The sequence below is a fragment of the Paenibacillus sp. NMA1017 genome, assembly GCF_058895805.1.
The window spans coordinates 242,085-269,021 of record NZ_JBZXYR010000002.1 but is presented as its reverse complement, the minus strand read 5'-3'; the positions used below and the strand labels follow the sequence as shown (position 1 = coordinate 269,021).

The 26,937-nt window shown below is 46.5% G+C and carries 27 protein-coding genes, 1 riboswitch and 1 other annotated feature; of the genes, 24 read left to right on the top strand and 3 right to left on the bottom strand.

Annotated elements, in window-relative coordinates; translation table 11 throughout:
- Window positions 1–17 precede the first annotated feature (17 nt).
- From AC5ELV_RS06220 to ytfJ, 13 genes are all read left to right on the top strand, one after another.
- Window positions 18–1,712, top strand: a complete 1,695-nt coding sequence (locus tag AC5ELV_RS06220; RefSeq protein WP_493429527.1) for a spore germination protein — start codon at window positions 18–20, stop codon at window positions 1,710–1,712.
- A 110-nt stretch (window positions 1,713–1,822) separates the two neighbouring features.
- Entirely contained in the window at window positions 1,823–3,190 is a 1,368-nt protein-coding gene (gene lysA, locus AC5ELV_RS06215; RefSeq protein WP_493429526.1) for a diaminopimelate decarboxylase, read from the top strand.
- Window positions 3,191–3,352: 162 nt separating this feature from the next.
- Window positions 3,353–3,787 carry a peptidylprolyl isomerase gene (locus tag AC5ELV_RS06210; RefSeq protein ID WP_013310775.1) on the top strand — a complete coding sequence of 145 codons (435 nt, stop codon included), beginning with the start codon at window positions 3,353–3,355 and terminating at the stop codon, window positions 3,785–3,787.
- Between the two features lie 252 nt (window positions 3,788–4,039).
- Window positions 4,040–5,053, top strand: a complete 1,014-nt coding sequence (locus tag AC5ELV_RS06205) for a 2-oxoacid:acceptor oxidoreductase family protein (RefSeq protein WP_493429525.1) — start codon at window positions 4,040–4,042, stop codon at window positions 5,051–5,053.
- The gene (locus AC5ELV_RS06200) at window positions 5,053–7,341 is read left to right on the top strand and encodes a thiamine pyrophosphate-dependent enzyme (RefSeq protein ID WP_493429524.1); all 2,289 of its coding nucleotides are present in this window, start codon (window positions 5,053–5,055) and stop codon (window positions 7,339–7,341) included. The genes AC5ELV_RS06205 and AC5ELV_RS06200 overlap by 1 nt, the downstream gene beginning before the upstream one ends.
- Window positions 7,342–7,560: 219 nt before the next feature.
- On the top strand, window positions 7,561–8,028 hold the full coding sequence (locus tag AC5ELV_RS06195; RefSeq protein WP_493429523.1) for an IDEAL domain-containing protein: 468 nt from the start codon (window positions 7,561–7,563) through the stop codon (window positions 8,026–8,028).
- 68 nt (window positions 8,029–8,096) lie between these two features.
- Window positions 8,097–8,270: riboswitch (FMN riboswitch) on the top strand.
- 329 nt (window positions 8,271–8,599) lie between these two features.
- Window positions 8,600–9,262, top strand: coding sequence for a riboflavin synthase (gene ribE / locus AC5ELV_RS06190; RefSeq protein ID WP_493429522.1), 663 nt, complete (start codon window positions 8,600–8,602; stop codon window positions 9,260–9,262).
- A gap of 61 nt (window positions 9,263–9,323) precedes the next feature.
- Window positions 9,324–10,007, top strand: coding sequence for a 3,4-dihydroxy-2-butanone-4-phosphate synthase (gene ribB, locus AC5ELV_RS06185; RefSeq protein WP_029517303.1), 684 nt, complete (start codon window positions 9,324–9,326; stop codon window positions 10,005–10,007).
- A gap of 30 nt (window positions 10,008–10,037) precedes the next feature.
- Window positions 10,038–10,502, top strand: coding sequence for a 6,7-dimethyl-8-ribityllumazine synthase (ribH, locus tag AC5ELV_RS06180; RefSeq protein ID WP_023989205.1), 465 nt, complete (start codon window positions 10,038–10,040; stop codon window positions 10,500–10,502).
- Between the two features lie 173 nt (window positions 10,503–10,675).
- Entirely contained in the window at window positions 10,676–11,470 is a 795-nt protein-coding gene (locus tag AC5ELV_RS06175; protein WP_029517304.1) for a segregation and condensation protein A, read from the top strand.
- The gene (gene scpB / locus AC5ELV_RS06170; protein ID WP_493429521.1) at window positions 11,439–12,014 is read left to right on the top strand and encodes an SMC-Scp complex subunit ScpB; all 576 of its coding nucleotides are present in this window, start codon (window positions 11,439–11,441) and stop codon (window positions 12,012–12,014) included. The genes AC5ELV_RS06175 and scpB overlap by 32 nt, the downstream gene beginning before the upstream one ends.
- A gap of 204 nt (window positions 12,015–12,218) precedes the next feature.
- Window positions 12,219–12,932 (top strand): DUF2953 domain-containing protein, encoded by a 714-nt coding sequence (locus AC5ELV_RS06165; protein WP_493429520.1) that lies wholly within the window; start codon window positions 12,219–12,221, stop codon window positions 12,930–12,932.
- Window positions 12,933–13,097: 165 nt separating this feature from the next.
- Window positions 13,098–13,589, top strand: coding sequence for a GerW family sporulation protein (gene ytfJ, locus AC5ELV_RS06160; protein ID WP_493429519.1), 492 nt, complete (start codon window positions 13,098–13,100; stop codon window positions 13,587–13,589).
- Between the two features lie 90 nt (window positions 13,590–13,679).
- On the opposite strand, the gene AC5ELV_RS06155 is transcribed toward ytfJ, so the two are convergent.
- Window positions 13,680–14,402 (bottom strand): protein-glutamine gamma-glutamyltransferase, encoded by a 723-nt coding sequence (locus tag AC5ELV_RS06155; protein WP_493429518.1) that lies wholly within the window; start codon window positions 14,400–14,402, stop codon window positions 13,680–13,682.
- 205 nt (window positions 14,403–14,607) lie between these two features.
- Here AC5ELV_RS06155 and AC5ELV_RS06150 point away from each other — a divergent pair, with 205 nt between their 5' ends.
- From AC5ELV_RS06150 to AC5ELV_RS06125, 6 genes are all read left to right on the top strand, one after another.
- A complete protein-coding gene (locus AC5ELV_RS06150) occupies window positions 14,608–15,870 on the top strand; it encodes a D-alanyl-D-alanine carboxypeptidase family protein (RefSeq protein ID WP_493429517.1) in 1,263 nt (420 codons plus the stop codon).
- Window positions 15,871–15,926: 56 nt separating this feature from the next.
- Window positions 15,927–16,670: a nucleoside recognition domain-containing protein gene (locus AC5ELV_RS06145; protein WP_493429516.1), complete on the top strand. Its 744-nt coding sequence runs from the start codon at window positions 15,927–15,929 to the stop codon at window positions 16,668–16,670.
- Between the two features lie 7 nt (window positions 16,671–16,677).
- Window positions 16,678–17,208, top strand: coding sequence for a spore maturation protein (locus tag AC5ELV_RS06140; protein ID WP_493429515.1), 531 nt, complete (start codon window positions 16,678–16,680; stop codon window positions 17,206–17,208).
- Window positions 17,209–17,285: 77 nt separating this feature from the next.
- Window positions 17,286–18,044: a pseudouridine synthase gene (locus AC5ELV_RS06135; protein WP_023989197.1), complete on the top strand. Its 759-nt coding sequence runs from the start codon at window positions 17,286–17,288 to the stop codon at window positions 18,042–18,044.
- A gap of 109 nt (window positions 18,045–18,153) precedes the next feature.
- On the top strand, window positions 18,154–18,870 hold the full coding sequence (locus tag AC5ELV_RS06130) for a response regulator transcription factor (RefSeq protein WP_029517311.1): 717 nt from the start codon (window positions 18,154–18,156) through the stop codon (window positions 18,868–18,870).
- 1 nt (window position 18,871) lies between these two features.
- Window positions 18,872–20,314 (top strand): ATP-binding protein, encoded by a 1,443-nt coding sequence (locus AC5ELV_RS06125; RefSeq protein ID WP_493429514.1) that lies wholly within the window; start codon window positions 18,872–18,874, stop codon window positions 20,312–20,314.
- 226 nt (window positions 20,315–20,540) lie between these two features.
- On the opposite strand, the gene serA is transcribed toward AC5ELV_RS06125, so the two are convergent.
- Window positions 20,541–22,133 carry a phosphoglycerate dehydrogenase gene (gene serA / locus AC5ELV_RS06120; protein WP_493429513.1) on the bottom strand — a complete coding sequence of 531 codons (1,593 nt, stop codon included), beginning with the start codon at window positions 22,131–22,133 and terminating at the stop codon, window positions 20,541–20,543.
- A gap of 261 nt (window positions 22,134–22,394) precedes the next feature.
- Window positions 22,395–22,644 (bottom strand) — a binding site (T-box leader).
- A gap of 185 nt (window positions 22,645–22,829) precedes the next feature.
- Here serA and AC5ELV_RS06115 point away from each other — a divergent pair.
- Both AC5ELV_RS06115 and AC5ELV_RS06110 read left to right on the top strand, forming a co-directional pair.
- Window positions 22,830–23,417 carry a type II CAAX endopeptidase family protein gene (locus AC5ELV_RS06115; protein ID WP_061829230.1) on the top strand — a complete coding sequence of 196 codons (588 nt, stop codon included), beginning with the start codon at window positions 22,830–22,832 and terminating at the stop codon, window positions 23,415–23,417.
- Window positions 23,414–23,755 carry a hypothetical protein gene (locus AC5ELV_RS06110; protein ID WP_025723058.1) on the top strand — a complete coding sequence of 114 codons (342 nt, stop codon included), beginning with the start codon at window positions 23,414–23,416 and terminating at the stop codon, window positions 23,753–23,755. The genes AC5ELV_RS06115 and AC5ELV_RS06110 overlap by 4 nt, the downstream gene beginning before the upstream one ends.
- Before the next feature lie 106 nt (window positions 23,756–23,861).
- Here AC5ELV_RS06110 and AC5ELV_RS06105 read toward each other — a convergent pair whose 3' ends face one another.
- Entirely contained in the window at window positions 23,862–24,788 is a 927-nt protein-coding gene (locus tag AC5ELV_RS06105; RefSeq protein WP_493429512.1) for a polysaccharide deacetylase family protein, read from the bottom strand.
- A 94-nt stretch (window positions 24,789–24,882) separates the two neighbouring features.
- On the opposite strand from AC5ELV_RS06105, the gene AC5ELV_RS06100 reads away from it, so the two are divergent.
- From AC5ELV_RS06100 to prsW, 3 genes are all read left to right on the top strand, one after another.
- The gene (locus AC5ELV_RS06100) at window positions 24,883–25,260 is read left to right on the top strand and encodes a hypothetical protein (RefSeq protein WP_493429511.1); all 378 of its coding nucleotides are present in this window, start codon (window positions 24,883–24,885) and stop codon (window positions 25,258–25,260) included.
- A gap of 198 nt (window positions 25,261–25,458) precedes the next feature.
- Entirely contained in the window at window positions 25,459–26,073 is a 615-nt protein-coding gene (locus AC5ELV_RS06095) for a genetic competence negative regulator (protein WP_493429510.1), read from the top strand.
- An 86-nt stretch (window positions 26,074–26,159) separates the two neighbouring features.
- Window positions 26,160–26,855 carry a glutamic-type intramembrane protease PrsW gene (gene prsW, locus AC5ELV_RS06090; protein ID WP_493429509.1) on the top strand — a complete coding sequence of 232 codons (696 nt, stop codon included), beginning with the start codon at window positions 26,160–26,162 and terminating at the stop codon, window positions 26,853–26,855.
- Window positions 26,856–26,937 lie beyond the last annotated feature (82 nt).

Below are 26,937 nucleotides of genomic sequence, written 5' to 3'. Positions count from 1 at the left end.
CGAAGGGGGCAAGGAATATGGATCACAGAGCGGATCAAGGGCATCGGGAGCAGCATCAAGAAGACGGGGTAATCGGAAAGGAATATCATACTGGCGAAGAAAAGTTGAGTCCATGGCAGGAAAAGCAGGAGCAGGAATCTGCACGTTTTAAACACAAAAAAGAGAGTGAGCGATCTGATAACGTAGAGGAGTCCGTTCGCTACTGGCAGGCCGAAGATAATATATCGCCGAGGATGAAAGATAACAAGAATACACTTGAAACAGTATTAGGTTTGGGGGAGACCTTTGATGTCGTATTCAGGGAAATGACACTGGGAGGGCGTCATACCGGATATCTGTTCCTAAATACCTTTGCGAAGGATCAAATCATGCTTGAAGTGCTAAAGCGGCTCACCTATCTGACGCCGGATAATCTCTCTTCGGATGGATTACAAGCGTATTTCGAAAACTTTATTCCACATATTCAGGTGGAGAAGACAGATAAGATGTCAGTCGTCATTAACAAGGTACTGACAGGGATGAGTGCCTTTTTCATGGAAGGCGAGCGTTTTTCCCTTATTCTGGATACCCGTAATTATCCGGTGCGTAGTCCGGAGGAACCTTCTTTGGAGCGGGTTGTGCGCGGTGCCCGCGACGGGTTTACTGAAACAATGCTTACTAATGTAGGTTTGGTGCGCCGACGCTTGCGGGACCCAGGGCTTAAATTTGAGGCTATGCAGGTCGGACGTCGAACCCGAACAGACGTATGTTTGGGCTACATTGACGATATTGTGGATAAGGTGATGGTTGATACTGTACGAGACAAAATTAAAAATGTTAATTTGGATGGTATTCCGCTGGCAGATAAGCAATTAGAGGAGACGATTATCAATAAAGGTTGGAATCCATATCCATTAGTACGATATTCGGAGCGACCAGATGTCGTGGCTTCGCATATTATGGAAGGAAGGCTCGTTATTTTCGTCGATACCTCACCCAGCGTGATGATCTTGCCTACCACTTTTTTTGACTTGTGCCAGCATGCGGAAGAGAATCGGCAAACCGCTTTTATGGGAAGTTATTTGCGCTGGGTACGTTTTTTAGGCATATTCGCCTCGATGTTTCTGCTTCCGATGTGGCTGCTAATGGTCATCAATCCCGAATTAAAACCGGCGTTTCTCGATTTTATCGGTCCTCAAAAGGAAGCACATCTTCCGCTGATTGCTCAGTTTATCATCGTGGAACTAGGGGTCGATCTTATGCGAATGGCGGCTGTGCATACTCCAACACCACTGGCTTCCGCTATGGGCTTGATCGCAGCCATTCTGGTCGGTGACATAGCGGTTCAGACGGGACTTTTCGTGAATGAGGTCGTGCTGTATATGGCTGTCGCTGCCATAGGAATGTTCGCAACACCGAGCTACGAGCTGGGACTGGCGAATAGACTGATTCGACTATTCCTACTGGTTGCGGTTGCTATTTTTCACGTACCGGGCTTTGTCGTGGGTACGACACTGATCATTTTGATGCTGACGCTACATCGGTCATATAATTCTTCGTATTTGTGGCCGTTCATTCCTTTTAATGCCAAAGCGTTAGCTTCCATCTTGTTCCGTATGCCTGTACTAGATGCGCCTAACCGCCCGTCATCTAACAAAACGAGGGACAATACGCGTATGCCCAATACGGATGCCGACACAGATTCGAACTCAGGCAATGGACAGGAGCATTAATATAAATGATCTGCATAAAAATCCATTGTTCTTGATGTTTTTTTTGCTATACTGGTGTAAACATTCGATGGAATATGACTAGCTTGTTCCAGAAAGAGAGGCGCCAGAACATGTATTTGCATGGAAGCAGTAAAATTAACAGCAATGGACATTTGGAGATCGGCGGTTGTGATACAACGCTTTTGAAAGAGCGTTTTGGCACGCCGCTATATATTGTTGACGAACAGTTAGTCCGCCGGCGCTGCCGGGAATTCATAGAAGCTTTTCGTGAAACCGGATTGAAGTTTCAAGTTGCTTATGCAAGCAAAGCGTTTTGTGTTATGGCGATGTGCGCTTTAGCTGCTGAAGAAGGGATGTCGCTTGACGTAGTTTCCAGTGGAGAATTGTTTACTGCGCTACAAGCAGGGTTCCCGGCAGAGCGAATCCATTTTCACGGCAATAACAAAACACCGGAAGAAATTGAAATGGCGTTAGATGCGCAAATTGGCTGCTTCGTCGTCGATAGCGAAATGGAGTTGCATTTGTTGCAGGCCCTTGCCTCCGAGAAAGAACAGCAGGTGAATATCTTACTGCGGGTTACACCAGGGGTTGAGGCGCATACGCATGAATATATGGCCACAGGTCAAGAAGATTCGAAATTTGGCTTTGACATTGGGAACGGTACAGCACGCCAAGCAGTGGAACAGGCTATCAAGCTGGACCATCTTAACCTGCTGGGGGTACATTCTCATATCGGTTCGCAAATATTCGAAGTGAATGGCTTCCAAATGGCTGCTGAACGGGTTGCAGCTTTTTCCAGAGAAATTAAGGAACAGCTTCAGTTTTCTTTCAAAGTGATTAATCTGGGTGGGGGATTTGGCATTCGCTACACAGAGGAGGACACACCGCTGAAAGTATCCACCTATGTACAGGCTATAGGCGAAGCGGTGAAAACTTATTTTTCAGGACTTTACGATGAACTTCCAGAAATTTGGATTGAGCCGGGACGCAGTATTGTAGGGGATTCAGGCACGACCCTATATACGGTAGGAAGCATCAAGAATATTCCGCAGGTACGTAAATATGTCTCGGTAGATGGCGGGATGACAGATAATCCACGCCCTGCACTGTATCAGGCCAAGTATGAAGCGATGCTGGCTAATCGAGCGCAGGATGCGAACGAAGAGACGGTGTCCATTGCGGGCAAATGCTGTGAAAGCGGCGATATGCTGATTTGGGATGTAGAGCTGCCTCGTATAAATAGCGGCGATTTGCTCGCTGTTGCTTCAACCGGAGCTTATAACTACTCCATGGCGAGCAATTATAACCGGATACGCCGACCAGCAGTTGTATTTGTCAACAACGGTGAGGCCGAGTTGGTGGTTCGTCGGGAAACCTACGAGGACATCGTACGCAACGATGTTGTGCCACAGCGCTTGATTCGTGATCAAGCCAGTCCGGCGGTTCAGCCGAACGCCAAGATTACGGTTTCGTCCTAATTTTAGAATTGTAAGATCAAGCAGGCCATTGAGTCGGTAATAATACACCGGGGACAATGGCCCCTTTTTTTGGACAAGACTTTGCTAAGTGCGGCAATTCATAGTAAACTGGAACTTGATGTTATTTAGTTCTCAAAACAGGTTGAAAAGGAGATACAAACAATGAAAAAAGGTAGAATAGATCTTGAAAACGGCGGTATCGTCGAAATTGACTTTTTCCCAGAAGAAGCTCCAAACACCGTTGCTAACTTTGAAAAGCTGGCAAACAGTGGCTACTACAACGGTTTGAGCTTCCACCGTGTCATTCCGGGCTTTGTTGCTCAAGGTGGTTGTCCAATCGGTAACGGTACAGGCGGTCCTGGTTACACGATTGACTGTGAAACAGCTACGAATACAACAAAGCATGCCAAAGGCGTTCTGTCCATGGCTCATGCAGGCCGCAACACAGGTGGCAGCCAATTCTTTATCTGCTACGCTCCACAACCACATTTAGATGGAGTACATACTGTATTTGGTAAAGTAACCAAAGGTATGGAATTCATTGATGCTGTAAAACAAGGCGACAAAATGAAAGAAGTTAAAGTATTTGACGTGTAATTTTACCGTTAATTACATGATCTTTTTTTAAATAGCGTTGCACCTAAGCCGTTCTGTCTTTGGACAGGGCGGCTTTTGTTGTCTTTTGTTTGACGGTTTATTGATTTTCGCAATCACGTTGGCATTACAGTGCGTAAGATCACATTCGAAAAGTAAGCGTTGTGATAGCCTTTTCATAAGAATGCATTTTCCATTTATTTTATATGAGTATTCAAACTCAGTAAGGATTGGAAAAGAAGGGGGCTTATCACATTGTCTATTTTAACGCGCACAAATCGACTCGGATTTTTTGAAATCCGGCTGGAATCCATTGGTGGACTCGGCGCTAATCTGGCTGGCAAAATGTTGGCCGAAACCGGGGTGCTTGGTCTGGGGCTGAATGCTTCAAATTTTTCGTCCTACGGTTCGGAAAAAAAGGGAACTCCGGTTAAAAGTTTCGTCCGTTTCTGTGAGCCAGAAGTCGATATTCGGGATCACAGTCCGATTGAGCAACCGCATGTGGTAGGCATTTTCCATGAAACATTATACAAAACGGTAAATGTAATCAGCGGACTGCCAGCGGATGGGATTGTAGTGGTTAATTCCACGCGACCAGCAGAAGAAATACGGGCAGATTTGGGACTGGTATCCGGAACATTAGCGGTGGTGGATGCGATGGGCATCGCACTGGAAGAGCGAACCAAACTAAATACGTCCATGCTCGGTGCCTTGTTCCGTGTCTGTGATTTCCTGGACCCGGAAGCGATGAGATCGGTTATACGCAGTACCTTTGAAAAGAAAAATCCACTGTTAGTGGAACCTAATTTGCGTACGTTTAACCGTGGTTATGATGAAATGGAACTGCACGTATATCCTGTTACTGATGACGCGCAGGATCGGGTTTTTGAACGTCCGCAGCCATTGTTGGGATACGAAACGCAATTACTGGGGGGCGTTATTGCAACTCAGGGAAACAGCATAACGAGAGATGTTAGTGGTTCACGTCAGGGGTATGTGCCTGAATATGAAGCTGATAAATGTACCCATTGTGCCAAGTGTGATTCGATTTGCCCGGATTACTGTTTTGTATGGGAAGAGCAAGCAGACAAACGCGGAAGAATGATGCCATTTTTGCAAGGGATTGATTACCAGTATTGCAAAGGATGTCTGAAATGTGTAGATATTTGCCCGTCAGGGGCATTAAGCTCGCGTCGCGAGCAATGGGGATGGGCGGAACAGAATCGAGTTGCCCACCAATTTCCGGCATATGAAGGAGGGCGTGCGTAATGGCAAAACTGGAGGAAGAACTCAAACAGACAGGCGCCGCGCAAGTGACAACGTTCGAATCCGGTAATGAAATGGCAGCTACGGCGGCTGCGCAGATTAATTATCATATGATGGGATATTTCCCGATTACTCCATCTACCGAGGTAGCGCAGTATCTGGATCAGATGAGAACGAGAGGTCAGCATAATATTAAGCTGGTTGCAGCAGACGGAGAACACGGATCGGCAGGGATTTGTTATGGAGCTGCCGCAGCGGGAGCGAGGGTTGTGAACGCCACTAGTTCGCAAGGTTTCCTGTACATGCTGGAGCAGTTACCTGTTCAGTCAGGTACCCGTTTTCCAATGGTTATGAATCTGGTGACACGAGCTGTTAGTGGTCCCCTGGATATTCGCGGGGATCATTCGGACCTGTACTATGGTTTGAATACAGGCTGGGTCATTTTGACGGCAAGTACACCACAGGCTGTGTATGATATGAACATCATGGCACTAAAAATCGCAGAGCATAGCGATGTTCGGTTGCCTGTAATGGTCGCATATGACGGTTTCTATACGTCCCATCAAAAACGTAAAGTGCAATATTTTGCCGATGCTGAGACCGTGCGCGGTTTTGTAGGTCCTAACCCGAACTTAAATTATCCGAATATTACGGATTTTGATCATCCTGTTACCGTGGGCGCGCATATGAACGGCGATGACCTGACGAATAATCATGTTCAGCTGTCCGAAGCACTGAAGCTGTCAGAAGGAGTATATGAGCAGGTAGCAGCAGAATATGCCGCTTTATCAGGTCGGGAATACCCGATTTTAGATTTGTATCAAATGGAGGATGCTGAGGTCGCGGTATTCCTGTTGAATTCGGCGGCTGAATCGGCTAAGGATGTGGCGGATCAACTCCGTGCGCGCGGGATTAAAGCTGGTGTGATACGTCCGAATATCATTCGACCGTTCCCAGCCGCACAACTGCGGGAAGCATTACGTGATGTCAAGGCGCTGCTGGTAGGTGAACGTGCAGATTCGTATGGGGCAGACGGCGGTAATTTAACGCATGAAATTAAGGCAGCCTTGCAGGAAGACCCTCGAAACCGGACACTTGTGTTGAGCCGTATCTTTGGCTTGGGCGGCAAGGATTTTTATGCGGAAGATGCAGAGGCGTTCTTCCAGCTTGCGATTGAGGCAGCAGAGGCCGGACGAGCGGAGAAACCCTTTGATTACTATGGAATAAATCCGGGTTCACCGGACAAGGTGATGCCGCAAGTTATGCAGCCGCCACGTGGTAATGATTACCGTTCGGGCCTGATTCAGGTTACGCCGGACGAGGCGACCGGGAAGCTTAAAGTCAAGGTACCACCTCTGCGGTCGTTGACAACCAAACCACGCCGTCTTACACCAGGTCACGGGGCTTGCCCAGGATGTGGGGCATTGTCTGCGCTGGAACTGTTTTTCAAAGGTATTGAAGGGGATATTGTCGTGCTGTTCCAGACAGGCTGCGTATATGTGACGACGACAGGGTATCCGTATACATCACACAAACAACCGATGATCCACAATCTTTTTCAAAACGGAGCCGCTACACTTTCAGGAGCACTGGAAGCTTACATGGAAATGAAGCGCCGTAATGAAATTGAAATGTCAGACGATCCGACCTTTATCATGATCAGTGGTGACGGTGGGATGGATATTGGTATGGGTTCTGCGATTGGTGCGGCTCTGCGTAATCATAAGCTGATCATGCTGGAATATGATAACGAGGGGTACATGAATACAGGTTCACAGCAATCGTACTCCACTCCGCTCGGTCACATGACCAGTACGTCGGGTGTAGGGAAAATGCAAAAAGGAAAGCAAGGGCACCACAAGGATACCGTGCAAATCATGGCTGCTTGTAACATTCCATATGCTTTTACAGCAGCAGAAAGTCATCCGCAGGATATGCTGCGCAAAGCAGCCAAGGCTCAATGGTATGCGAACAACGTGGGTACGGCCTATGGTAAGATCCTGTGCGCCTGCCCGTTGAATTGGAAATCCGAAGACAGACTGGGTACCAGCATTGTAGGCGCCGCAGTCGAGTCCTGTTTCTTTCCTTTGTACGAAATAGAGCAAGGCAGTACGACGATTACGTACAATCCGGAAGACAAGGGAAAACGGATTCCAGCTGCAGAATGGTTAAAATTAATGGGTAAGACGAAGCATCTACTCAAGGAGGAAGCTACGCTGGCTACCTTTGAGCAGGAGATTGAGCGTCGCTGGACTATCCTGAAAAAGAAACATGAAATTTCGGAGCTATAATTCCGTTTTTTGCATAATCATCGATTAACATTGTTAGCCGCTGTTACTGTGGTGGTTCGATCAAGATTCTTTGTGCTTATTGCGCAAAGAATCTTTTTTGTCGTTTATGGGTTGAAGCATAAAAAAACAGGTAATGATTTCCGATATAGGAGTGGAGGCCTATAAGAGGCACGTTAAAAAGTTTTCTTCTGAATTTTAAGATGCAATGAGGTGCAGGTAATGATTAAGCTGAATACAGTTGAAATAATCGAAATTATAAAGAAGCAGATCCCTAAGGTTATGAACATCAAGCCAGTGGAACTCAAGTTTACGGATGATTTTGGACGGGCATCGCTGGCAGCGACAGAACACAAATTCACGCTGACGAACCAGCATTATTCTGCCAAGGTGATGGATTGCGTGTTAGAAACACAGGTACGCCCCATTTTAATGTGCGAAATTATTTATTTTCTGAAATGCGAGTTTATTGACGGACATGTTGATGTGCGACTGGATTATGAAGCATGTTCTGAGGAAGGGCGGGGACCGGTTGCTTCAGCCATAATTACCTTTGACCATGCAACAGAGTTGGGAGTCGAAGAACTGGCCGATCTGATTGACTTGGCGCTTCATATGAATGATAAAACCTGGTTTGAAGAACTCTCCAGCCAATATGTCAAAACCAAAGCAGGAGTTTCTATTAGATAACTTGCTTTTTTTAGAAGTCGGTGCTAATATACGTAACAAGTTTAATGTTAATTCAATTAAATAAGAGCAAGATCCTTCGGGGCGGGGCGAAATTCCCCACCGGCGGTGATGACATGTCTGTGGATCGTTTTGGTGAGAAGCAGCATGGCTTAGTCCGTGACCCGGATGCTGAATGATCAGCAGAAGGTGGACCTGGTGCAAATCCGGGACCGACAGTATAGTCTGGATGGGAGAAGGATACGAAGCGCATGCATGACGTGACATGTGCCGATTTTTAGCATACCCAATTGTGCGTACGGCTTATTTCGTTGTAGGACAGCATCGGGCGATAGCTTGCTTAAGCTTTCTTTTTGATGGGTGTTCTGAGCGTATTTGGTTGTAACCTCAGTCATGCTTTCTATTGGCAAACCTATGATTTCATGTCGTCTTAAGATGCATATGAACTGCGCTTGTATACTACAAATGTGACTCTCATCACCCCCATGACGGATTGAATCCGAACTGGGGGTTTTTTGCGCTTATAGCTGATGAATTAGGGATAAACTGAAATGTAGTGGAAAGGAGTGAAGGCATGTTTACCGGATTGGTCGAGGAAGTGGGTCGCATTCAAACGATTTCCAAAAGCGGTGAAGCGCTGGTGCTGGGGATTTCGGGTTCCGTGGTGTTGGGCGATTTGAAAATAGGAGATAGTGTCTCAGTGAATGGCGTTTGCCTGACGGCGATACAGATCGGTACGAAAGACTTTAAGGTTGATGTGATGCCGGAAACCTTTCGCAGCAGTAATCTGAAAGAGTTGAGATCCGGCAGCCGAGTCAATCTGGAGCGGGCGATGGCGGCGAGCGGAAGGTTCGGAGGACATATCGTGCAAGGACATGTGGACGGGACGGGAACGATTCGCGGAGTGACATCAGACCAGAATGCAGTTGTGTTCGAAATTGAGCCTAAAAATCAAACATTATTTAAATATATTCTTCTCAAAGGGTCAATCACGATTGATGGTATCAGCCTCACAGTCGCACAGCGTACGGGAGATACCTTTGCCGTATCCATTATTCCCCACACCTTATCCGAAACGGCCTTACAAGCCAAACGTGAGGGAGACACCGTCAATATTGAATGTGACATATTGGGCAAATATGTGGAACAACTTTTAAACTACAGAGGTGCAGCGGCGGAGGGAGTAGAAAAAGCTCCTCTCAGTTTGGACTATTTGGCGAAACACGGCTTTGCCTGATATTGAATGGTAAACCTGTTTAGGAGCATTCGTGGCACAAGACATAAGGGAGGAAAGTGTTATGGATAGAGGTAGCCAAACAAGTGCAATGGCAAACGTCATAGAGCATGGCGAGTTGGAACATGACGAAGAGATTCGCTTGGATTCCATCGAAGAAGCGTTGGAGGACTTGAAAAACGGTAAAGTCGTTATTGTAGTGGATGATGAACAGCGCGAAAATGAAGGCGATTTTATCGCTTTGGCTGAAAAAGCGTCGCCTGAGGTCATTAATTTCATGATTACAGAAGGTCGCGGGTTGGTCTGTGTGCCAATCACACGACAAAGAGCCGAGGCCTTGGAATTGCATCCTATGGTAGAGCAGAATACAGATTTCCACGGTACTGCCTTTACGGTATCGGTAGATCATATGGAGACAACAACGGGGATTTCAGCGGCCGAACGCTCTTTGACTGTACGCGCCTTGGCAGACGAAGCAGTCACAGGAAGTGATTTCCGCAAGCCTGGTCACATGTTCCCGCTGATTGCTCGCGATGGGGGTGTCTTGCAGCGTGCTGGTCACACGGAAGCGGCTGTTGATCTGGCTCGACTCAGTGGCTTCAAGCCTGCTGGGGTCATTTGTGAAATTATAAAGGAAGATGGCTCAATGGCCCGTCTGCCTGATCTGGCAGTGGTCGCCAAGCGACATCAATTGAAGCTGATCAGTATTCAGCATTTGGTGGACTACCGTCGTCGTTTGTCATTGTAAATAATTTAAATTAGGAGAGGTTGATTAATTATGGCACGTTTTCTAGAAGGTAATCTTGTATCGAACGGTTTAAAATATGGTATTGTGGTGGGCAGATTTAATGAGTTTATTACGAGCAAGCTGTTAAGCGGCGCAATTGACGCACTTCAACGACATGGCGCACAGGAAGATGAAATTGATGTAGCCTGGGTTCCGGGTGCATTTGAAATTTCACTGATTGCACAAAAAATGGCCGCAAGCGGCAAATATGATGCCGTAATTACGCTGGGTACGGTCATCCGTGGTTCTACTTCACATTATGATATCGTCTGCAATGAAGTGGCCAAGGGTGTGGCAGCGAGCAGCCTGAAAACGGGAGTACCCGTTATCTTTGGGGTAGTGACCACAGAAAACATTGAACAGGCTATTGAACGAGCAGGTACGAAGGCTGGTAATAAAGGTTGGGATTCTGCACTGGCTGCGATTGAAATGGCCAATCTCGGCAAGCAATTTTAATGATAGGAATAGCTGAATAGAACGGTATAAACTGAAAGGTGAAAAAGGGATTGGATTGTTAAGCAAGGCGATGACGTATATACTACAGAAAGAGGGATTGATAACGTAGAGCATAAGTGCTATAGGGAAAGGTATTGTTGAATGATGATTGGAGTAAGGCAGGGGGAAGCACATTGACAGTCGTAAACTACAAGCTGGAAACATTCGAGGGTCCACTGGATCTACTGTTGCATCTGATTGATAAAGCCGAGATCGACATTCAGGATATCCCGATTAGCGATATTACTGATCAATATATGGCTTTTTTGCACAGTATGCAGGAGCTGGAACTGGACATTACGAGCGAGTTTCTGGTGATGGCGGCGACGCTCTTATCCATTAAGAGTAAATTGTTGCTTCCCAAGCCACCTGTGATGGAATATGACGATTTGGATTTTTATGAGGAAGAGGATTATGATCCACGTGAGGAACTGGTCCGCAAGCTGGTGGAGTATCGAAAATATAAAGGAATTGCTCGCCATCTAAGTGAACGTGAGTGGGAGCGGAGTCTAATTTATGGCAAAGAGCCAGAAGATCTGAGTGCATTCCTGCCCACTGAACCCGTAAATCCGGTGCATGGGCTGCATGCAAGCGATTTGGTCGCTGCCTTTCAGCGTGCATTGCGCAAAGCAGAACGGCGTACGACGGTAACCCGTGTTCATCGGGACGAGATTTCAGTCAAGGACCGTATCCGGCAAGTTATCGGAGCTTTAGAGATGGTGGGGAATGGAGGGCGGCTGCTGTTCTCCAAGCTGATGCATGAGGATATGTATCGGCATGAAGTGGTTGTGACCTTTTTGGCTATCCTTGAACTAATGAAAATGAAACAAATTTTCTGTTATCAGGAGAAGCTTTTCGATGACATTGTAATGGAGTGGAGAGGGGATTTACGGGTTAATGGATTATCTGAAGCTGAAATCAATTATTGAGGGACTGCTATTTCTCGCAGGAGAGGAAGGGTTGTCCACCAAGCAGATCGCCGACATTGTAGAGCAGCAGCAAGAGCTGGTTGAACAGTGCCTTGAAGATATGAAGCAGGACATGGAGCAGGGGGGAAGAGGCCTGCAACTTGTCCGTATTGCGGGTCATTATCAGCTTGCAACTTTATCCGAACATGCACCTTACTTTGAAAAGCTCGCATACTCTCCGGCACGTGCCTCACTGTCTCAAGCTGCTTTGGAGACGCTGGCCATTGTGGCCTACCGCCAGCCCATTACAAGAGTTGAAATCGAAGAGATTCGGGGTGTTAAATCCGAGCGGGCCATACATACACTGGTCAACAAGGAGCTCATTGAAGAGAAAGGTCGAGCTGAAGCCATCGGACGGCCGATATTGTACGGAACAACGAAATCATTTTTGGATTATTTCGGTCTGGGCTCTCTGGCAGATCTACCGCAACCGGAGCTGTTCGAGGATTCGGACAATTTGGAGGAAGAGACTCAATTATTGTTCGAGCGTCTGGAGAGCAGCTAGCCTGCGGCCAATGATCTGGATCTTGAATCCCAATAAAGTTGCTCCAGATCTTGCGGCTCACTTATGTAAAAGTTCAAACAGACAGCCAGTCCCCATATAGTTGGGGGCTGGCTGTTGGTATTTTAAGATGCATGATTTTCCGGCGAACGGTCATACTATTTTTGCCATGATATTCTATAGCAAAAAGGTAGGGAGGACACGCCAGTGTGGAAATGGATCAGTATCGCCATCATCGTCGTTATATTACTTGTGCTGGCTATTCTGTTCTCTCGTATTCGATTGAAGCTGGATATTGCCAAACATGACAATGATGATCGGGCGCATCTAGAGATCAGATTTCTATACGGGATGATTAAAATGAATTACGATGTTCCGGCCATTCTCATAACAGGGTTAAAAAAAGGGCTTCTCTATCGGCTTGATCGCAACAAAAACATACATAAAACGGATGCTTCCGTGGATAGCGGTAATATTGATACAGAAAAAATCAAGCAATTTATACATGATGTACGGGTTTTGCTCAAGGGAACGAAATCCTTCAATCGATGGTTGCGACATACATTGGCACATGTGACGATGTCCAAAATGGAATGGTCTACCAACATTAGTCTTGCTGACGCGGCTTATACAGCTACTTCAACTGGTATTTTGTGGGGATTAAAAACGACCTTGATCGGTTTTGCTTCCAGCTTTGTGCGCATGGATTGTACCCCTAAGCTGTATGTTGTGCCTTATTGGGTGGATCGCTTGCGTTTTACCACCACTTTGAACTGTGAAGCAAACGTATCGCTCGGCTATTTAATGTTCTCCATGCTCATCTTATCTTACCGCATATGGCGCGTTCCGGGTGGACCGGAGGCATGGAAACGGGTTTTTTTCAAAAAACCTGAGGATATTCAAGCTAACAGTGAAAGTTAAACAGTGGAGTGAGGTGAGATCAATCCTTTCTGAACTTTGAGATTCAGTGACCTTCAGATTAAGGCATAACCGAATCGAATGACATACATATTTCCTTGAACCCCTGCGCACAATAGCGAAAGAAAAGGCAGTCTACGCTTGAGATAAGCAGAGGAGGAATAAATCATGTCAGATCACCCGATTCAAGGGCTCATGCAAACCGCAATGGAAAACATCAAAGCCATGGTAGACGTGAATACAATTGTAGGAGACGCAGTGGAAACACCCGATGGTTCCGTTATTTTGCCAATCAGTAAGGTAGGATTTGGTTTCGCTGCCGGGGGAAGTGATTTTAACGTAGACGAAGAGGCACTTCATACGTCCTCGGCTTCCGGTAATCATAGCGGGAAGGAAGGCCATCCTTTTGGAGGCGGTAGCGGTGGTGGTGTATCTATTCATCCCATTGCTTTTCTGGTTGTTGGCAAACAGGGGGCACAAATCGTTCCATTGGACAATCAAACGCATCTGTTTGAGAAAATCATCGACTCCACACCATACCTAATCGATAAAGTTCAGTCCATCTTCCAGAATTCAGGCGGCAACATGCAGACTCCACCCCCACAGGTACCTGTAAATGCTAATACTGATCAAAGTCAATCTGGTCCGGCTTACTTGTAAAAGTTACTGAAAGTAAAAGTGTTCTCTCAAAGAAGGTATCCCAAGCCAAGTGTGGCCTAGGAATACCTTCTTTTCAGTATGCTCTCGGTCCTATTCCTGAATATACTGTCTTCCGCCAATGACAGCATGTATATGATGACTGTATTCCTGTTGATACAAAGTATGCTGCGAGAATTCATTTTTTCGATTTTCTTCGGCAGCAAACTGCGATAGGTAGATGAAGTCCGGATAGACCACTTCATTCGTCAAATAAGCAGATACCGTGGCTTCCGGCCGACGATGTTGATTCAGGGAATCGATAATACCTTTCTCTGGCAAGATGCCAATCCCATGTCCATAAAACAAGTCTTCCTTCAGCTTAACGACATTTTCTCCTTTCCATTCCAATGTTTCAGACGACACATCCGGATTGTTGAAATACAGAATATCGCCAGGATCCGCTTTATGACTTCCTTGCTGCTGTATGAGTCTGAGGTCGCTGTCATAGTGCCAGTCATACAGCAGTATATCTGCAAAAATCCGATTAAACTCACTTTCCAGAATGGAATCCAGCACTCCTTTGTACAGTACAATAACCATAGCTGTTGCACATTCAAAAGCGTATTGATGACCGTTTAAAAAGATATCTCTGATCCCCTGTGCCGGTGTGACACCTGCTTTGATCTGAAAGCCACCTTTTTCCGTTAGATCCCAAAATTGCGGATTGCAACGTGCGGTGGCAAAAGTGGCAAAGGATACACCACTTCGATGCAATGCTTCTGCGGACTCTACAATCTGCGATCTTAAAACCATTTCAAACTGGAGACGCAACATGATGTAACCCCCGATCCATTTTAACTTTGGTAACTAATATATATGTACTCGGGAGGGCAAGTTGCTTGGTTTATGCAGAAAGAAAGCAAAAAGAGAGCAGCTAATGGCCGTCTTGTAAAGGAATTTTCTGTTATAAAGGTGGACATACTTTGAACAGCTTGGACATAGAATGGTACAAGACTTGCTCAAAACCGGAGGAATCCAAATGTTTAAAAAAAAGCAACACATCCACGCGGACCACAGCCATTTCTTGAATAAGGCACGCGCATTTGTTTTGCCGCTGGTGCTTCTGCTTATTTTGTCATTGCCGCTTACGTTGCTGAGTCCACAGCCCGTTCGAGGAGCGATAAAAACAGAAGCAGCGCCGCCCTCATTAGGAACCCATGCACAGGCTGCTTCTTTAATTGATGTCACATCAGGAAGAATCATTTATTCTACCGAGGGTGACCGGGAGCTACGTATTGCCAGCCTGACCAAAATTATGACAGCGATCGTGGCCATTGAACATGGACGCTTGCAGGACCGGGTAAAGGTGAGCCCAACCGCGTATGCCAAAGAAGGGTCCTCGCTTTTTCTGCAAATGGGTGAACAAATGTCGCTGGAAAATATGCTGTACGGCTTAATGCTCCGTTCTGGTAATGATGCTGCTTCTGCCATTGCTGAGCATGTGGGTGGGACAGAAGAGGGATTTGTCCATTTGATGAATGACAAGGCGGTTCAGCTTGGGCTAAGCCATACACATTTTGCTAATCCGCACGGGCTGGATGCCGAGGGACATTATTCCTCAGCCAATGATATGGCCCGGCTTACTGCTTATGCGCTGCATAATCCAACTTTTGCCCGTATCGTAAAAACAGAACTGAAAAAAGCACCGAATCCCAACGATTCTTGGGATTACTCATGGCACAATAAAAACAAAATGCTGCGGCTGTATGACGGAGCTGATGGGGTGAAAACAGGCTTTACCAAAAAAGCGTTTCGCTGTCTGGTCAGTTCGGCCACACGGGACGGTCGCCAGCTCGCTGCTGTTACCTTGAATGACGGGGACGATTGGAACGATCATGCCCGTATGCTTGATTACGGATTCCGATATTATCCGCTCATTCCGATTACGGACAAGCAGCAACCTATCGACGGTTACCCACTATTAACAGGTACAAGCTTTGCCTATCCTTTACATGATGGTGAGAAGACCCAGTTGCACAAAAGACTGGTGTTGTATAAAAATCGCGTTTCTGCAGACAGAGCGGACGTATCTTTTGGCTTACGAGGGCGGATCGAATTCCTGTTGGAAGGTAAACTTATCGGTTCCGTTCCTGTGTATGAAAAAGGGAGTAAGCTGCCTGCTCAAAGTACCGTACAGCCACAACAGGAGGCTCCTACTGCACAAGATCCTGCGAACAATACTCAGCAACGAGATTGGACGAGCAGATGGAACGAAATCCTTAAAAATTTGTTTGGAGCATAGAGCAATAGGAAATAGTGCTGCATGTGTCACATCATTGGGAAAAGGAGGAATCAGCCATGATTCATCTCATATGGGTGGCTTTGATTTGTATTGGATTTGTATTTGCTGCCGCGCAGGGAAATATTGAGGTGGTGACGAAAGCGGCTTTTGACGGGGCAACTACGGGGGTCACAGTGTGCTTTGGACTGATAAGTGTGCTGGTGTTCTGGATGGGCATGATGAGGCTGGCTGAAGATGGCGGACTCTTACAGAAAATATCCAAGCTGCTTTCTCCTTTGGTTGCCTTTCTCTTTCCTGATGTTCCGCGTAATCATCCCGCTATGGGTTACATTTTGTCCAATATGAGCGCCAATCTGCTAGGTCTGGGGAATGCAGCCACACCGATGGGGATCAAGGCAATGCAAGAGCTGCAAACGCTCAATCCAGATAAGCAAACCGCCACACCAGCCATGTGTACGCTGCTCGCCCTGAATACAGCCAGTATTACGCTTATTCCTACGACGTTGATCGCGATACGACTAAATTTTCATTCCGCACATCCGGCAGAAATCGTCGGTACGACGCTGGTAGCGACCGCAATAGCCACCTTTGCTGCAATTGCGGCGGATCGTTGGTACCGAAGTCGAGAATTGCGCCGCCGTCCTCCAGCGATTCCGCCGTCCCAGTCATCCTTGGCGCCACTCGTCCCACCAGCACCAGCATCTGCTGCCTCTTCAACTACGTTGCCCGTATCTCCACCTGCCGTTCCGCGAACGGGAATCACGGCTGCCAAGGGCAGGGACACCACTTGGAAAGGATGAGGGAGGCATGTTTAATTTTATAAACCTCATATCGACTTGGGCCATTCCGGTTATTCTCGCTTTTATTCCTTTATATGCATATGCTAAAAAGGTCCCTGTTTACGATTCTTTTGTGGATGGAGCCAAAGACGGCTTTTCTACCGCCATCAGCATTATTCCTCATCTCGTAGGCATGATGGTGGCGATTAGCATTTTTCGAGCATCCGGCGCCCTGGACTATTTGATCTCCTGGGTAACCCCATGGATTAAACACTGGGGTGTACCGGGCGAGGTACTGCCTTTAGGCTTGCTCCGTCCACTGACGGGCACCGGTTCACTTGCGTTCACGACGGATCTAATTCGTACCTATGGCCCGGACTCCATGATCGGTCGGATCGCTTCAACGATTCAGGGCAGCACAGACACGACGCTATATGTGCTAACTGTATATTTTGGTGCGGTAGGTATCCGCAATGGACGTTATGCTTTGAAGGTAGGACTATTTTCAGATATGGTTGGTTTTGTGGCAGCCATTGCCATTTGCCTGCTTGTATTTTAATTTCTGCATCTTTTTTGAACGGGGGTTGTGATTTTGCTCATGGATGGGTATCATTAGCATGAGGTGAATTAGCGAACATGGAAAGATTGCAGAAAATATTGGCCCAAGCTGGTGTAGCTTCCAGACGTAAATGTGAGGAGCTTATTCAGGCGGGCAGCGTGGAAGTGAACGGGGTTGTCGTAACTGAATTGGGAACGAAGGCAGACCCTGATCAAGATATGATTACGGTAAAGGGACGCCCGATCAAAACCGAGAAAAAAATCTATCTGATGATGAACAAACCTAAAGGAGTCATTACGAGCGCTTCCGATCCGGAAGGCCGTAAAATCGTGTCAGACTATCTGAAAGGCGTTAAGGAACGCGTATATCCGGTAGGACGTCTTGATTACGACACCGAAGGACTGCTGTTGCTTACCAATGATGGCGAGTTCGCCAATCTGCTCACCCATCCCAAGCATCATGTGCCCAAGACATATGTGGCAACAGTCAAAGGCGTCCCGCATGGTACTGAGCTGGACAAGCTGAAAAAAGGAATCGTGCTGGAAGATGGCATTACTGCACCAGCCGAGGTAGAATATAAAGATGTAGATCCGAATGGTAAGGAGTCTGTGATCCAGATTACCATTTATGAAGGCAGAAATCGCCAGGTAAGAAGGATGTTTGAGGCCATTTCACACCCAGTCATCAGACTCAAGCGGATTGCCTTCGGAGATCTTTTGCTACAAAACTTGAAGCGCGGTCTGACCAGACCCCTAACTAAGGACGAAATCAACCGTCTCATTCAACTTGCCAAATCAGACAACACGAAAAAGAAACGGACAGGACGGGGGTCATAACCCCGGCCTTTTTGGTGTAAAGAGACTGTTGGATGAGAGTAAAGTTTGACCAAGCACGGGAAAATAGTAAAATAGAGAGAATGCTTTTTTTAGCGAAGGGGCTGGGAATATGTCAGAACAAAGCAACCGCATATTAATTGTAGACGATGAAGAACGCATTCGCCGCCTTCTGCGGATGTATCTGGAAAAAGAAGGATATGCAATTGACGAAGCTGAGGATGGTGAGATTGCCCTCCAAAAAGCGACTGCAAGCGATTACAGCATTATCTTGCTCGATGTAATGCTTCCGGGGATGGATGGGATTGAGGTGTGTACACGGCTACGTCAGACCAAAGCTACACCTGTAATTATGCTGACTGCCAAAGGTGAGGAAGTGAACCGTGTACAAGGCTTTGAAGTCGGAGCCGATGATTATGTGGTTAAGCCCTTTAGTCCGCGAGAAGTCATTTACCGGGTAAAGGCGATTTTACGTCGTTCGTCGGAAACGGCCTTTTTAACGAAAGAGGCGGTACCAAGCAATAGTATTGTTTTTCCGAATCTTATCATTGAGCATGATGCGCACCGGGTAACTGCGGGGGGGATTGAAATCAGTCTCACGCCTAAAGAGTACGAGCTGTTGCACTATTTGGCGGTGTCGCCAGATAAAGTCTTCTCGCGCGAAGAACTGCTGAAAGACGTTTGGAATTATGAATTTTTTGGTGATCTGCGCACTGTGGATACGCATGTGAAACGGCTACGTGAAAAGCTGAATAAAGTATCGCCAGAGGCAGCGGCTATGATTACGACCGTGTGGGGCGTAGGTTATAAGCTGGAGGTTCCGAAATAACGTGAACTTCTGGAGATCGCTGGTAGGTAAGCTGTGGATCACCATCATTTGTCTTGTAGGCTCTGTGCTTATTTTTCTAGGGCTTTTTTTATTGCCGTACATCAACAGAAATTTTGCGGCGTATGAATCGACGGAAATCAAGCATTTGTTCACCTATACATGTATTGTTGGATTTTTATTGACGACCTTTTTTGCCCTATTTCTTTTTACTAAAATCACACAGCCTATGCAGCTGTTGATTCAGGCGGCGAATGCCATTCGAGAGGGAAGGTATGATACTCGGCTTTCGCTGGTGACCAGTGATGAAATTGGAGAACTGGCGAAAACTTTTAATCATATGTCTACGGAACTGGAAGCAACGATCCGCAGTCTGAATGAGGAGAAAAACCATTTATCCAGCGTACTGCGAAGCATGTCTGATGCTGTAATTACCTTCGACAGAAGCGGACAAATCATCTTAACGAATCCGCCGGCACAAAGTTTGCTGGATATATGGAAAAAGCTGGAGTGGCAGGAGCGTGATCTGGAGGAGTTTGGAGCTTCTGTACCTGAGCCTTTGCAGTCTCTGTTCCATACCGTTATGGACAGGGGAGAGGATGTCGGAGACTATATCCATGTCAAGAAGGGCTCCTGGTCGGTGCAGATGGCGCCTCTGTATACGGATAATGCAATCCGCGGTGCAGTAGCTGTGCTTCGAGATATTACGGAAGAAGTGAAGCTAGAGAAGATGCGGAGCGATTTTGTGGCCAACGTATCTCATGAAATCCGTACACCTTTATCTATGATGCAGGGCTACAGTGAGGCGTTGCTGGATGGTATGGCGGGTTCACCTGAAGAATCTGAGGAGCTGGTACAGGTCATCCATGATGAGTCATTACGCATGGGAAGGTTAGTCAAGGATCTGCTTGATCTGGCCCGAATGGAGGCTGGTCATACAGACATGCACCGACAGGAAGTGGATGTGAATGAGCTGATCGAGCGTGTTCACCGTAAATTTACGGTACGTTCGAAGGAACAGGGACTGACACTCGATTACTATGAGCAAGGCCAACGTTTGCTGCTGCCTGAGGCAGATGAAGACCGACTGGAGCAGGTATTGACCAATTTGTTGGATAATGCATTCAGACATACACCCGGCGGGAAAAAGGTTACTATTGCGGCGGATCGAATTTTGGGAGAACGGCATGAGTTAATCCGTATTCGGATTAAGGATGAAGGTGTAGGCATTGCCAGCGAGGATCTACCTTATATTTTCGACCGCTTCTACAAGGCAGATAAGGCCAGAGTACGTGGTGAGGATAAAGGGACTGGTTTGGGGCTTGCTATTGTCAAGAATATTGTAGAGGCTCACGGAGGCTCTGTCTCTGCTGCCAGCGTATTGGGGGAAGGGACGGAATTTACTATTTTGCTGCCGATCTCCAGCAAAACAAAGCTGGGTCTGTAACTGGCTTATAAGCCTGTTACAGACCCAGCTGATATATCCCGGTTTGCAGGCATCCTCGGAAGAGGGTGCTTTTTGTTGAAAAATCAACATTTATCTTGTTCAACGTGGAACATCCTGTTTCAAGATGATTGCTCTCATGATAGATAACGATATAAGAAAAAGACGCCTGGGTAGCCAGGCGCCTCTCTTTATTATAAAACCATGGACTTCGCAATATGGTCTGGAACTAATCTAGGACTACTTCTTGGGCAGTATTTAGTTCTGGCAAACCAACGAGTTGAATCAGCACATCTTTTGGCACGGCTTTATCGACGGTCAGGATCATGATGGCTTCACCGCCGACAATTTTACGCCCTACTTGCATGGAAGCGATATTGACGCCGTTCTCCCCAAGCAAGGTGCCGACACGGCCGATAATGCCTGGTTTATCATTGTGGGAGATGAGCAGGAAATGAGCTTCCGGTGCCACATCTACAGGGAACTGGTTCAACCGAACAATACGTTCGCCATAGCCTGCCAGCAGGGTGCCAGATACACGTTGTTCTTCGCCGCTCTGCGTTTTGAGTGTAACGGTAATCAGATTGGTAAAACCCTTGGTGGCGGGCGCCTGAGATACGACAAGATGGAGGTCACGTGTTTTGGCCAGATGTACAGAGTTTACAATGTTCACATCGCTGCCCAGATGACGGCTAAGTACACCTTTCAAAATATACCGTGTCAGCGGCTGTGTATCCACAGATGACAAATCGCCAGCGTAATCTACCTGAATTTCACGTACAGCCTGATTTGTGATCTGAGCGGCAAAGCTGCCCAGCTTCTCTCCAAGCGAGAAATATGGCTGTAATTGCGTCATGACGTTGGATGGTACTGGAGGCATGTTGACCGCATTTTTAAAAGGCTCATCACGCAAAATATGCAGCACTTGCTCAGACACGTCGATAGCTACATTCTCCTGAGCTTCGACAGTCGAGGCACCCAGATGTGGTGTAACGATAATTTTCGGATGGCTCAGGAATGGATGATCCTGTGCTGGCGGCTCTGACTCGAATACGTCAAAAGCTGCACCGGCAACGATACCTTCATCAATGGCTTCAACAAGAGCCATTTCATCGATAACTCCGCCCCGGGCACAGTTGATGATGCGCATTCCTTTTTTCATCACTTCAAACTGTGGACGAGCAATCATATGTTTCGTTTCCGGTGTTAATGGAGTGTGTACGGTCATAAAATCTGCGTTGCGGATAATTTCATCCACGCTCGCCAGCTTAATGCCCAGCTTCTCAGCGCGTTCTTCCGTTAGAAATGGATCATAGCCGAGGATGCTCATACCAAATGCTTTGGCACGTTTAGCCACCTCACTGCCGATACGTCCCATGCCGAGGACTCCAAGTGTTTTGTTACGTAGTTCGACACCGAGGAATGTTTTACGATCCCATGTACCACCAATGGTTTTGGCATATGCCTGTGGAATATGACGTGCTAGAGCCATCATCATCGCAAAAGTGTGCTCACATGTCGTAATCGTGTTGCCGTCAGGAGCGTTAATAACGATAATCCCGCGTTGTGTTGCTGCTTCGAGGTCGATGTTGTCCACTCCGACCCCAGCTCGCCCTACAACCTTGAGGTTCTTACCTGCCGTCATGATGCGTTCGGTTACCCGAGTTTGGCTTCGAACGAGTAATGCGTCATAGTCACCAATAATTTGAACCAATTCATCCTCGCTGAGACCTGTGTTCTTGTCCACCGTGACATCGTCTGCATCCATCAGTTGCTGGATGCCCAGGTCACTGATTGGATCGGATACTAACACTTTAAACATTTGGTTTCCTCCTCAAAGTTAACTTCTTTTATGGACAGGATGTACTTCAAACTGAAATACATTCCATAAAGAACATGAAAAAACTTGAAATGCTTCTAAAAGTACAGGAGAGCGGTGTGAAATACTAGTGTGATAACGCATTGACGCGGAAAAGGGATGGAATAGCATTATGCACCAAACTAACGACCAAAAGTCTTATGCGGAGACGCTTTGCGGTTTTCGGGCATCAAAAAAACTCCCGAATCACATACTATCTCCATAGTAAGGGACGAGAGTTATCGTGGTACCACCCTAATTCGCAGCCATTTCGCAATGGACTGCCTTCAGCGGTCATAAAATGACCGAAAGGATAACGGTTTTCTGCCGATTGCATCTAATGCCGGGAAATATTCCCCAGACTTCGGTGCAATAACTCAGGAGCGCTGAAAGTAGTTACTTCGTCACCGGCTTCCACCCAAGCACCGGTTCTCTGAGGACGAAATCAATACCTTTTCTCCATCATTGTTGTTGTCGCTAATAATTTTTTCATAATGTATCATGGCTTACATGGGCATGTCAATAGGACATGCGACATGTGTGGATAGCCGGCTAGATATATAGCTACAGAATGCGGAAAATTAAGATTTAAGTCTTCTTGAATCCGCCCGACTTTTTGGCTATGATGCTAAAGAAGACTATGCAGAGGACTAACTAACTATGAAAAAGCTTAAAGTGAAATGGAAAAGAGCGCAAATTCATGAATTGAATGACCGCTTGCTGCTTTACAATTTGTATCTAACTCAGGGACTGACCCTGCTGATTGGCGCAATCTGGATATTTTTTCAGAAAAGAAATGTGTTAGAACTATTTGCATTGCCGAACACTCTGCACGTCTTATGGTGGGGATTAGGATTGGCCGCCGCTATGTTACTTGTGGATCTGTTGCTATCCCGGATTATGCCTGAGGATGCTATGGATGACGGTGGTATTAACCAAATGCTGTTTCAAAATCGCCCGGTTTGGCATATTATTTGTATAGCAGCTATCGTCTCTATCTGTGAGGAACTCTTGTTCAGAGGAGCGATTCAGTACAGCTTTGGTCCTTATTGGACAAGCATTTTATTTGCGGTGATTCATATCCGATATTTAAGGCATTGGATTCCCACGGGCTGGGTTTTTCTTAGCAGTTATGGATTGGGCTACATATATGTGCAAACCGGTAGTCTGTGGGCACCGATCATTTGTCATTTTGTGATTGACCTTATATCTGGTTTAGCGTTACGTTTTCGGAGGTATGAAGAATGAATCAGGAACTTAGCAGAGTGCAGACCTATGGCAGCCGTCGAAATGGTCGCAAAGGCAAGGAAGAGGACAGGTCAAAATCTAAACCAGTTCGCTCCCGTGCTTCACGGCCCGTGCCAGAATTGGCTCACGTAGCCGCTGCACCAGAAGTTGCTGTGACGATGGAGGATGACACTCCAGCCAGTGAGTACCGAACGCGGGCAGAAATGTTTCCGTCCCGCCGTATTCGGGTAAGCAAGTGGTTTTTAAATTTTTTGAGCACTCTTTTTGTGCTGATTACTGCAGCGTTACTGTGGTGGGGCATCAAGGGTGCACCACCCATCAGTGAAATGCTTTGGTAAAGGCGCAAAATGATACGGTAAAAAGGCCTCCATTCTCCGCATGAATAGCGGAGAATGGAGGCCTTTATTGCATCATCTACAGTTAAGCCTGAGTATACGCAAGTGTCTATTGGCTGGTAGAAACCTCAATGCCTTGCGGATCGACAAATTGGTAACCCTTTTGCTCAAGGCGCGTCAATAGACTGTCGAGTGCCTCAGCTGTCCATGGCAGTTCATGCATCAAGATATTACTTCCTGGATGAAGTTGTTCTGTTACGTTATTGAGAAGAGTCTCCGTTTTATTAGGCTGATTCTTTTTCATTGTCCAGTCCAGAGAACCGACGGACCATGTCATGTATAGGAGACCGTTTTCTTTAGCGACCTTGCGGCCTACGTCTCCGCCTGCACCATGAGGGGGGCGAAAGAATACGGGGGCTTGTCCTGTAATGTCCTTAACAATTTTTTGTACCGTTTCAATCTGTTTTTTGACCTCGGCCTCAGATTTATTCTTCAGCACGATATGATCCCAGCTATGGTTGCCGATGGGTTGTCCACGGTCATGGATAAGCTTGAGCAACTCAGGATGCTCTTTAACACGGTAACCGTTTACGAAGAAAATCGCTTTGGCCTTATGTTTGTCCAGTATATCTATGATTTTGTTAATCATGGCTGCTTCCTTAGGACCATCATCAAAGGTCAGTAACACGACTTTTTTTTCAGCACCTTGTTGGTTAGGGATTACATTATAGGCTTTGTCCAAGTGATACATTTTGTTATTGTTAGTTACAGATGTCGCAGCTCCTGCTTCGTTGCTTTCGCTGGTTTTATCATTTTGTGTATTGGTTTTACCCGCTGAGTTATGATCATTACTGCCTGCTTGCTTACTGCTGTTTTTTGGGGAAGAGACGCTGCTCTGATCTTTGGTGCTGTTACTTGAGTCAGACGCTACCGAATCCTGCTGGTTGCTTGTTGCCGCAGATTCCGGCTTGGTTGCAGTGCAAGCACTAAGCAGCAGACATGCGGTGAACAAAATGGCTGCTGTTTTTGTACCCATTATTTCATCTCACCTTCCTGTATTTTATACCGTATGAGTTTGTCACTACTGACGAACACTATGCTTGATTCTACCACAAAGGGAGGTTCTAATTGTGAAAACATCTTCATTTTTCCTGGGAATCGTTTTGGGCGCTGTCGCAAGCTCTTTGATCTCCCGTAACCGCAACATGTTGGGCTTATCCATGGACATGGGTGGAAAAAAAAGCGGCAATTTAGTGCAGAAAGCCCGTACTAAAATGATGGACGCGGCATTCCCCGGAATGGGCGAGATAACGCTCAATAAAGAAGACAGCCATAAGGATCAAGACCATCATTCACAAACAGATAAAACCGCTCATAACGCCCATACTGCCAAGAACAAAGAAGAGAATATGAAGTTGATTAAAGACTTCATCAGCACAAGTCCCGATGTTAAACGTGAGGTCGAGCAAATTTTGAAAGAAACTCATACAGCCGTACCGGGATTGTAAACCCAGAAACCTTTATTCCGAATCATTTTGCGGCTTTTTTGTAAAAGCCGTTCAAATGATTCTTTTTTTTATCTTTTTATTGCGTGCATTTACGATTATAAAATGATAACATGATTACATAGAACCATTTTCATCACAGGCATCATAATTGCATCATAATCTGTTAATAACACTCGGCTGCCAGGAGGAGGGTCCAGTATGAAAATAGAAAGATTAAGTCAGGACAAGATACGGATTTTCCTTACCTTTGACGATTTGAGCGAACGCGGTATTCAAAAAGACGATATGTGGCAAGAAATCCCAAGAGTTCATGAGCTGTTTACCGAAATGATGGATCAGGCATACAGCGAGCTGGGCTTCGACGCCACGGGACCGTTAGCTGTCGAAGTCTTTGCGCTTCCTGCTCAAGGAATGGTTGTTATCGTCACCCGGGGGAAATACGACCATCAACAGTATGGTTCGGGTCCCGATGAGGAGCTTCCAGAGGAAGTCTACGAAATGGAAGTCACGCTGGAGCATAGCGATTCCATCGTTTACGCGTTTAGCGATTTCGAGGTACTCATAGAAGCGGCTCATATGCTTCGTAGCAACACTACGGAAGCAGGTAAGCTGTATCAGTATAGAGGAAAATGGATTCTGCACTTGGAACCAGAAGAAGTAGAGGAGTCCAAGCTTGCGGCTTTAATTGCGGTTCTTGCTGAATTTGGAGAAGGCTCATCCGTTACACCAGCAATGTTGGAAGAATACGGAAAGCTGGTCATTCCTGAACAGGCAGTTGCTGTCATCTGCACTCATTTTGACAGCCGTTCTTGATTCGTTTTATCGAAAGTGATATCGAAGTGAATTTGTCGGCTCTGCGCTGAAAGCAGGGCCGACTCATTTTTATGGAGGGATGATCGGTGCTTCTGTTTTCGGTTTTAGCGGCAGCCACAGCGCCGGGTCTCGCCTTATTGATGTATTTTTACTTGAAGGACAGGTATGATTCGGAGCCGCTGCACATGGTTGTTAAAGTGTTTTTGCTCGGCTTTTTGGTGGTTCTTCCTGTCATGATTTTTCAACGCGGGCTGCTGCTTTGGCTAGGGGATCACACGTTAATCCAGGTGTTCGGCATTTCAGCCGGAGTGGAAGAGTTTTTTAAGTGGTTTCTGTTGTATCACATCATCTATAATCATACCGAGTTCGACGAGCCTTATGATGGTATTTTGTATGCGGCCGCAGTCTCACTCGGATTTGCAACGGTCGAAAATCTGTTATACGCTTGGGCTGGCCATGCTTCGGTTAGCATGATGCTGATGAGATCATTGCTACCGGTATCAGGTCATGCGATGTTTGGCGTAATGATGGGCTACTACATGGGGAAGGCCAAGTTTTCAGAGGGCTTGAGGAGCAAATACATGTTGCTGCTGTCATTGGTGCTTCCATGGTTCTGGCACGGAGTATACGATTTGATTTTAACGAAATTTTCGCATGACTGGATCTGGTTTATCATTCCACTTATGGCCTTTCTATGGTATGGAGGAATGGCGAAGATCAGTCGAGCTAATAACCGTTCTCCTTTTCGTTTGTTAAAACGGGAAGAAAAGGTTAACATGTAACAAAATGGGACACACTGATCTGACAAACCTGTTAGAGAAAGAGGTGTCTTTTTTTGCGTATAAAAGTTAGAATTTATTGTAA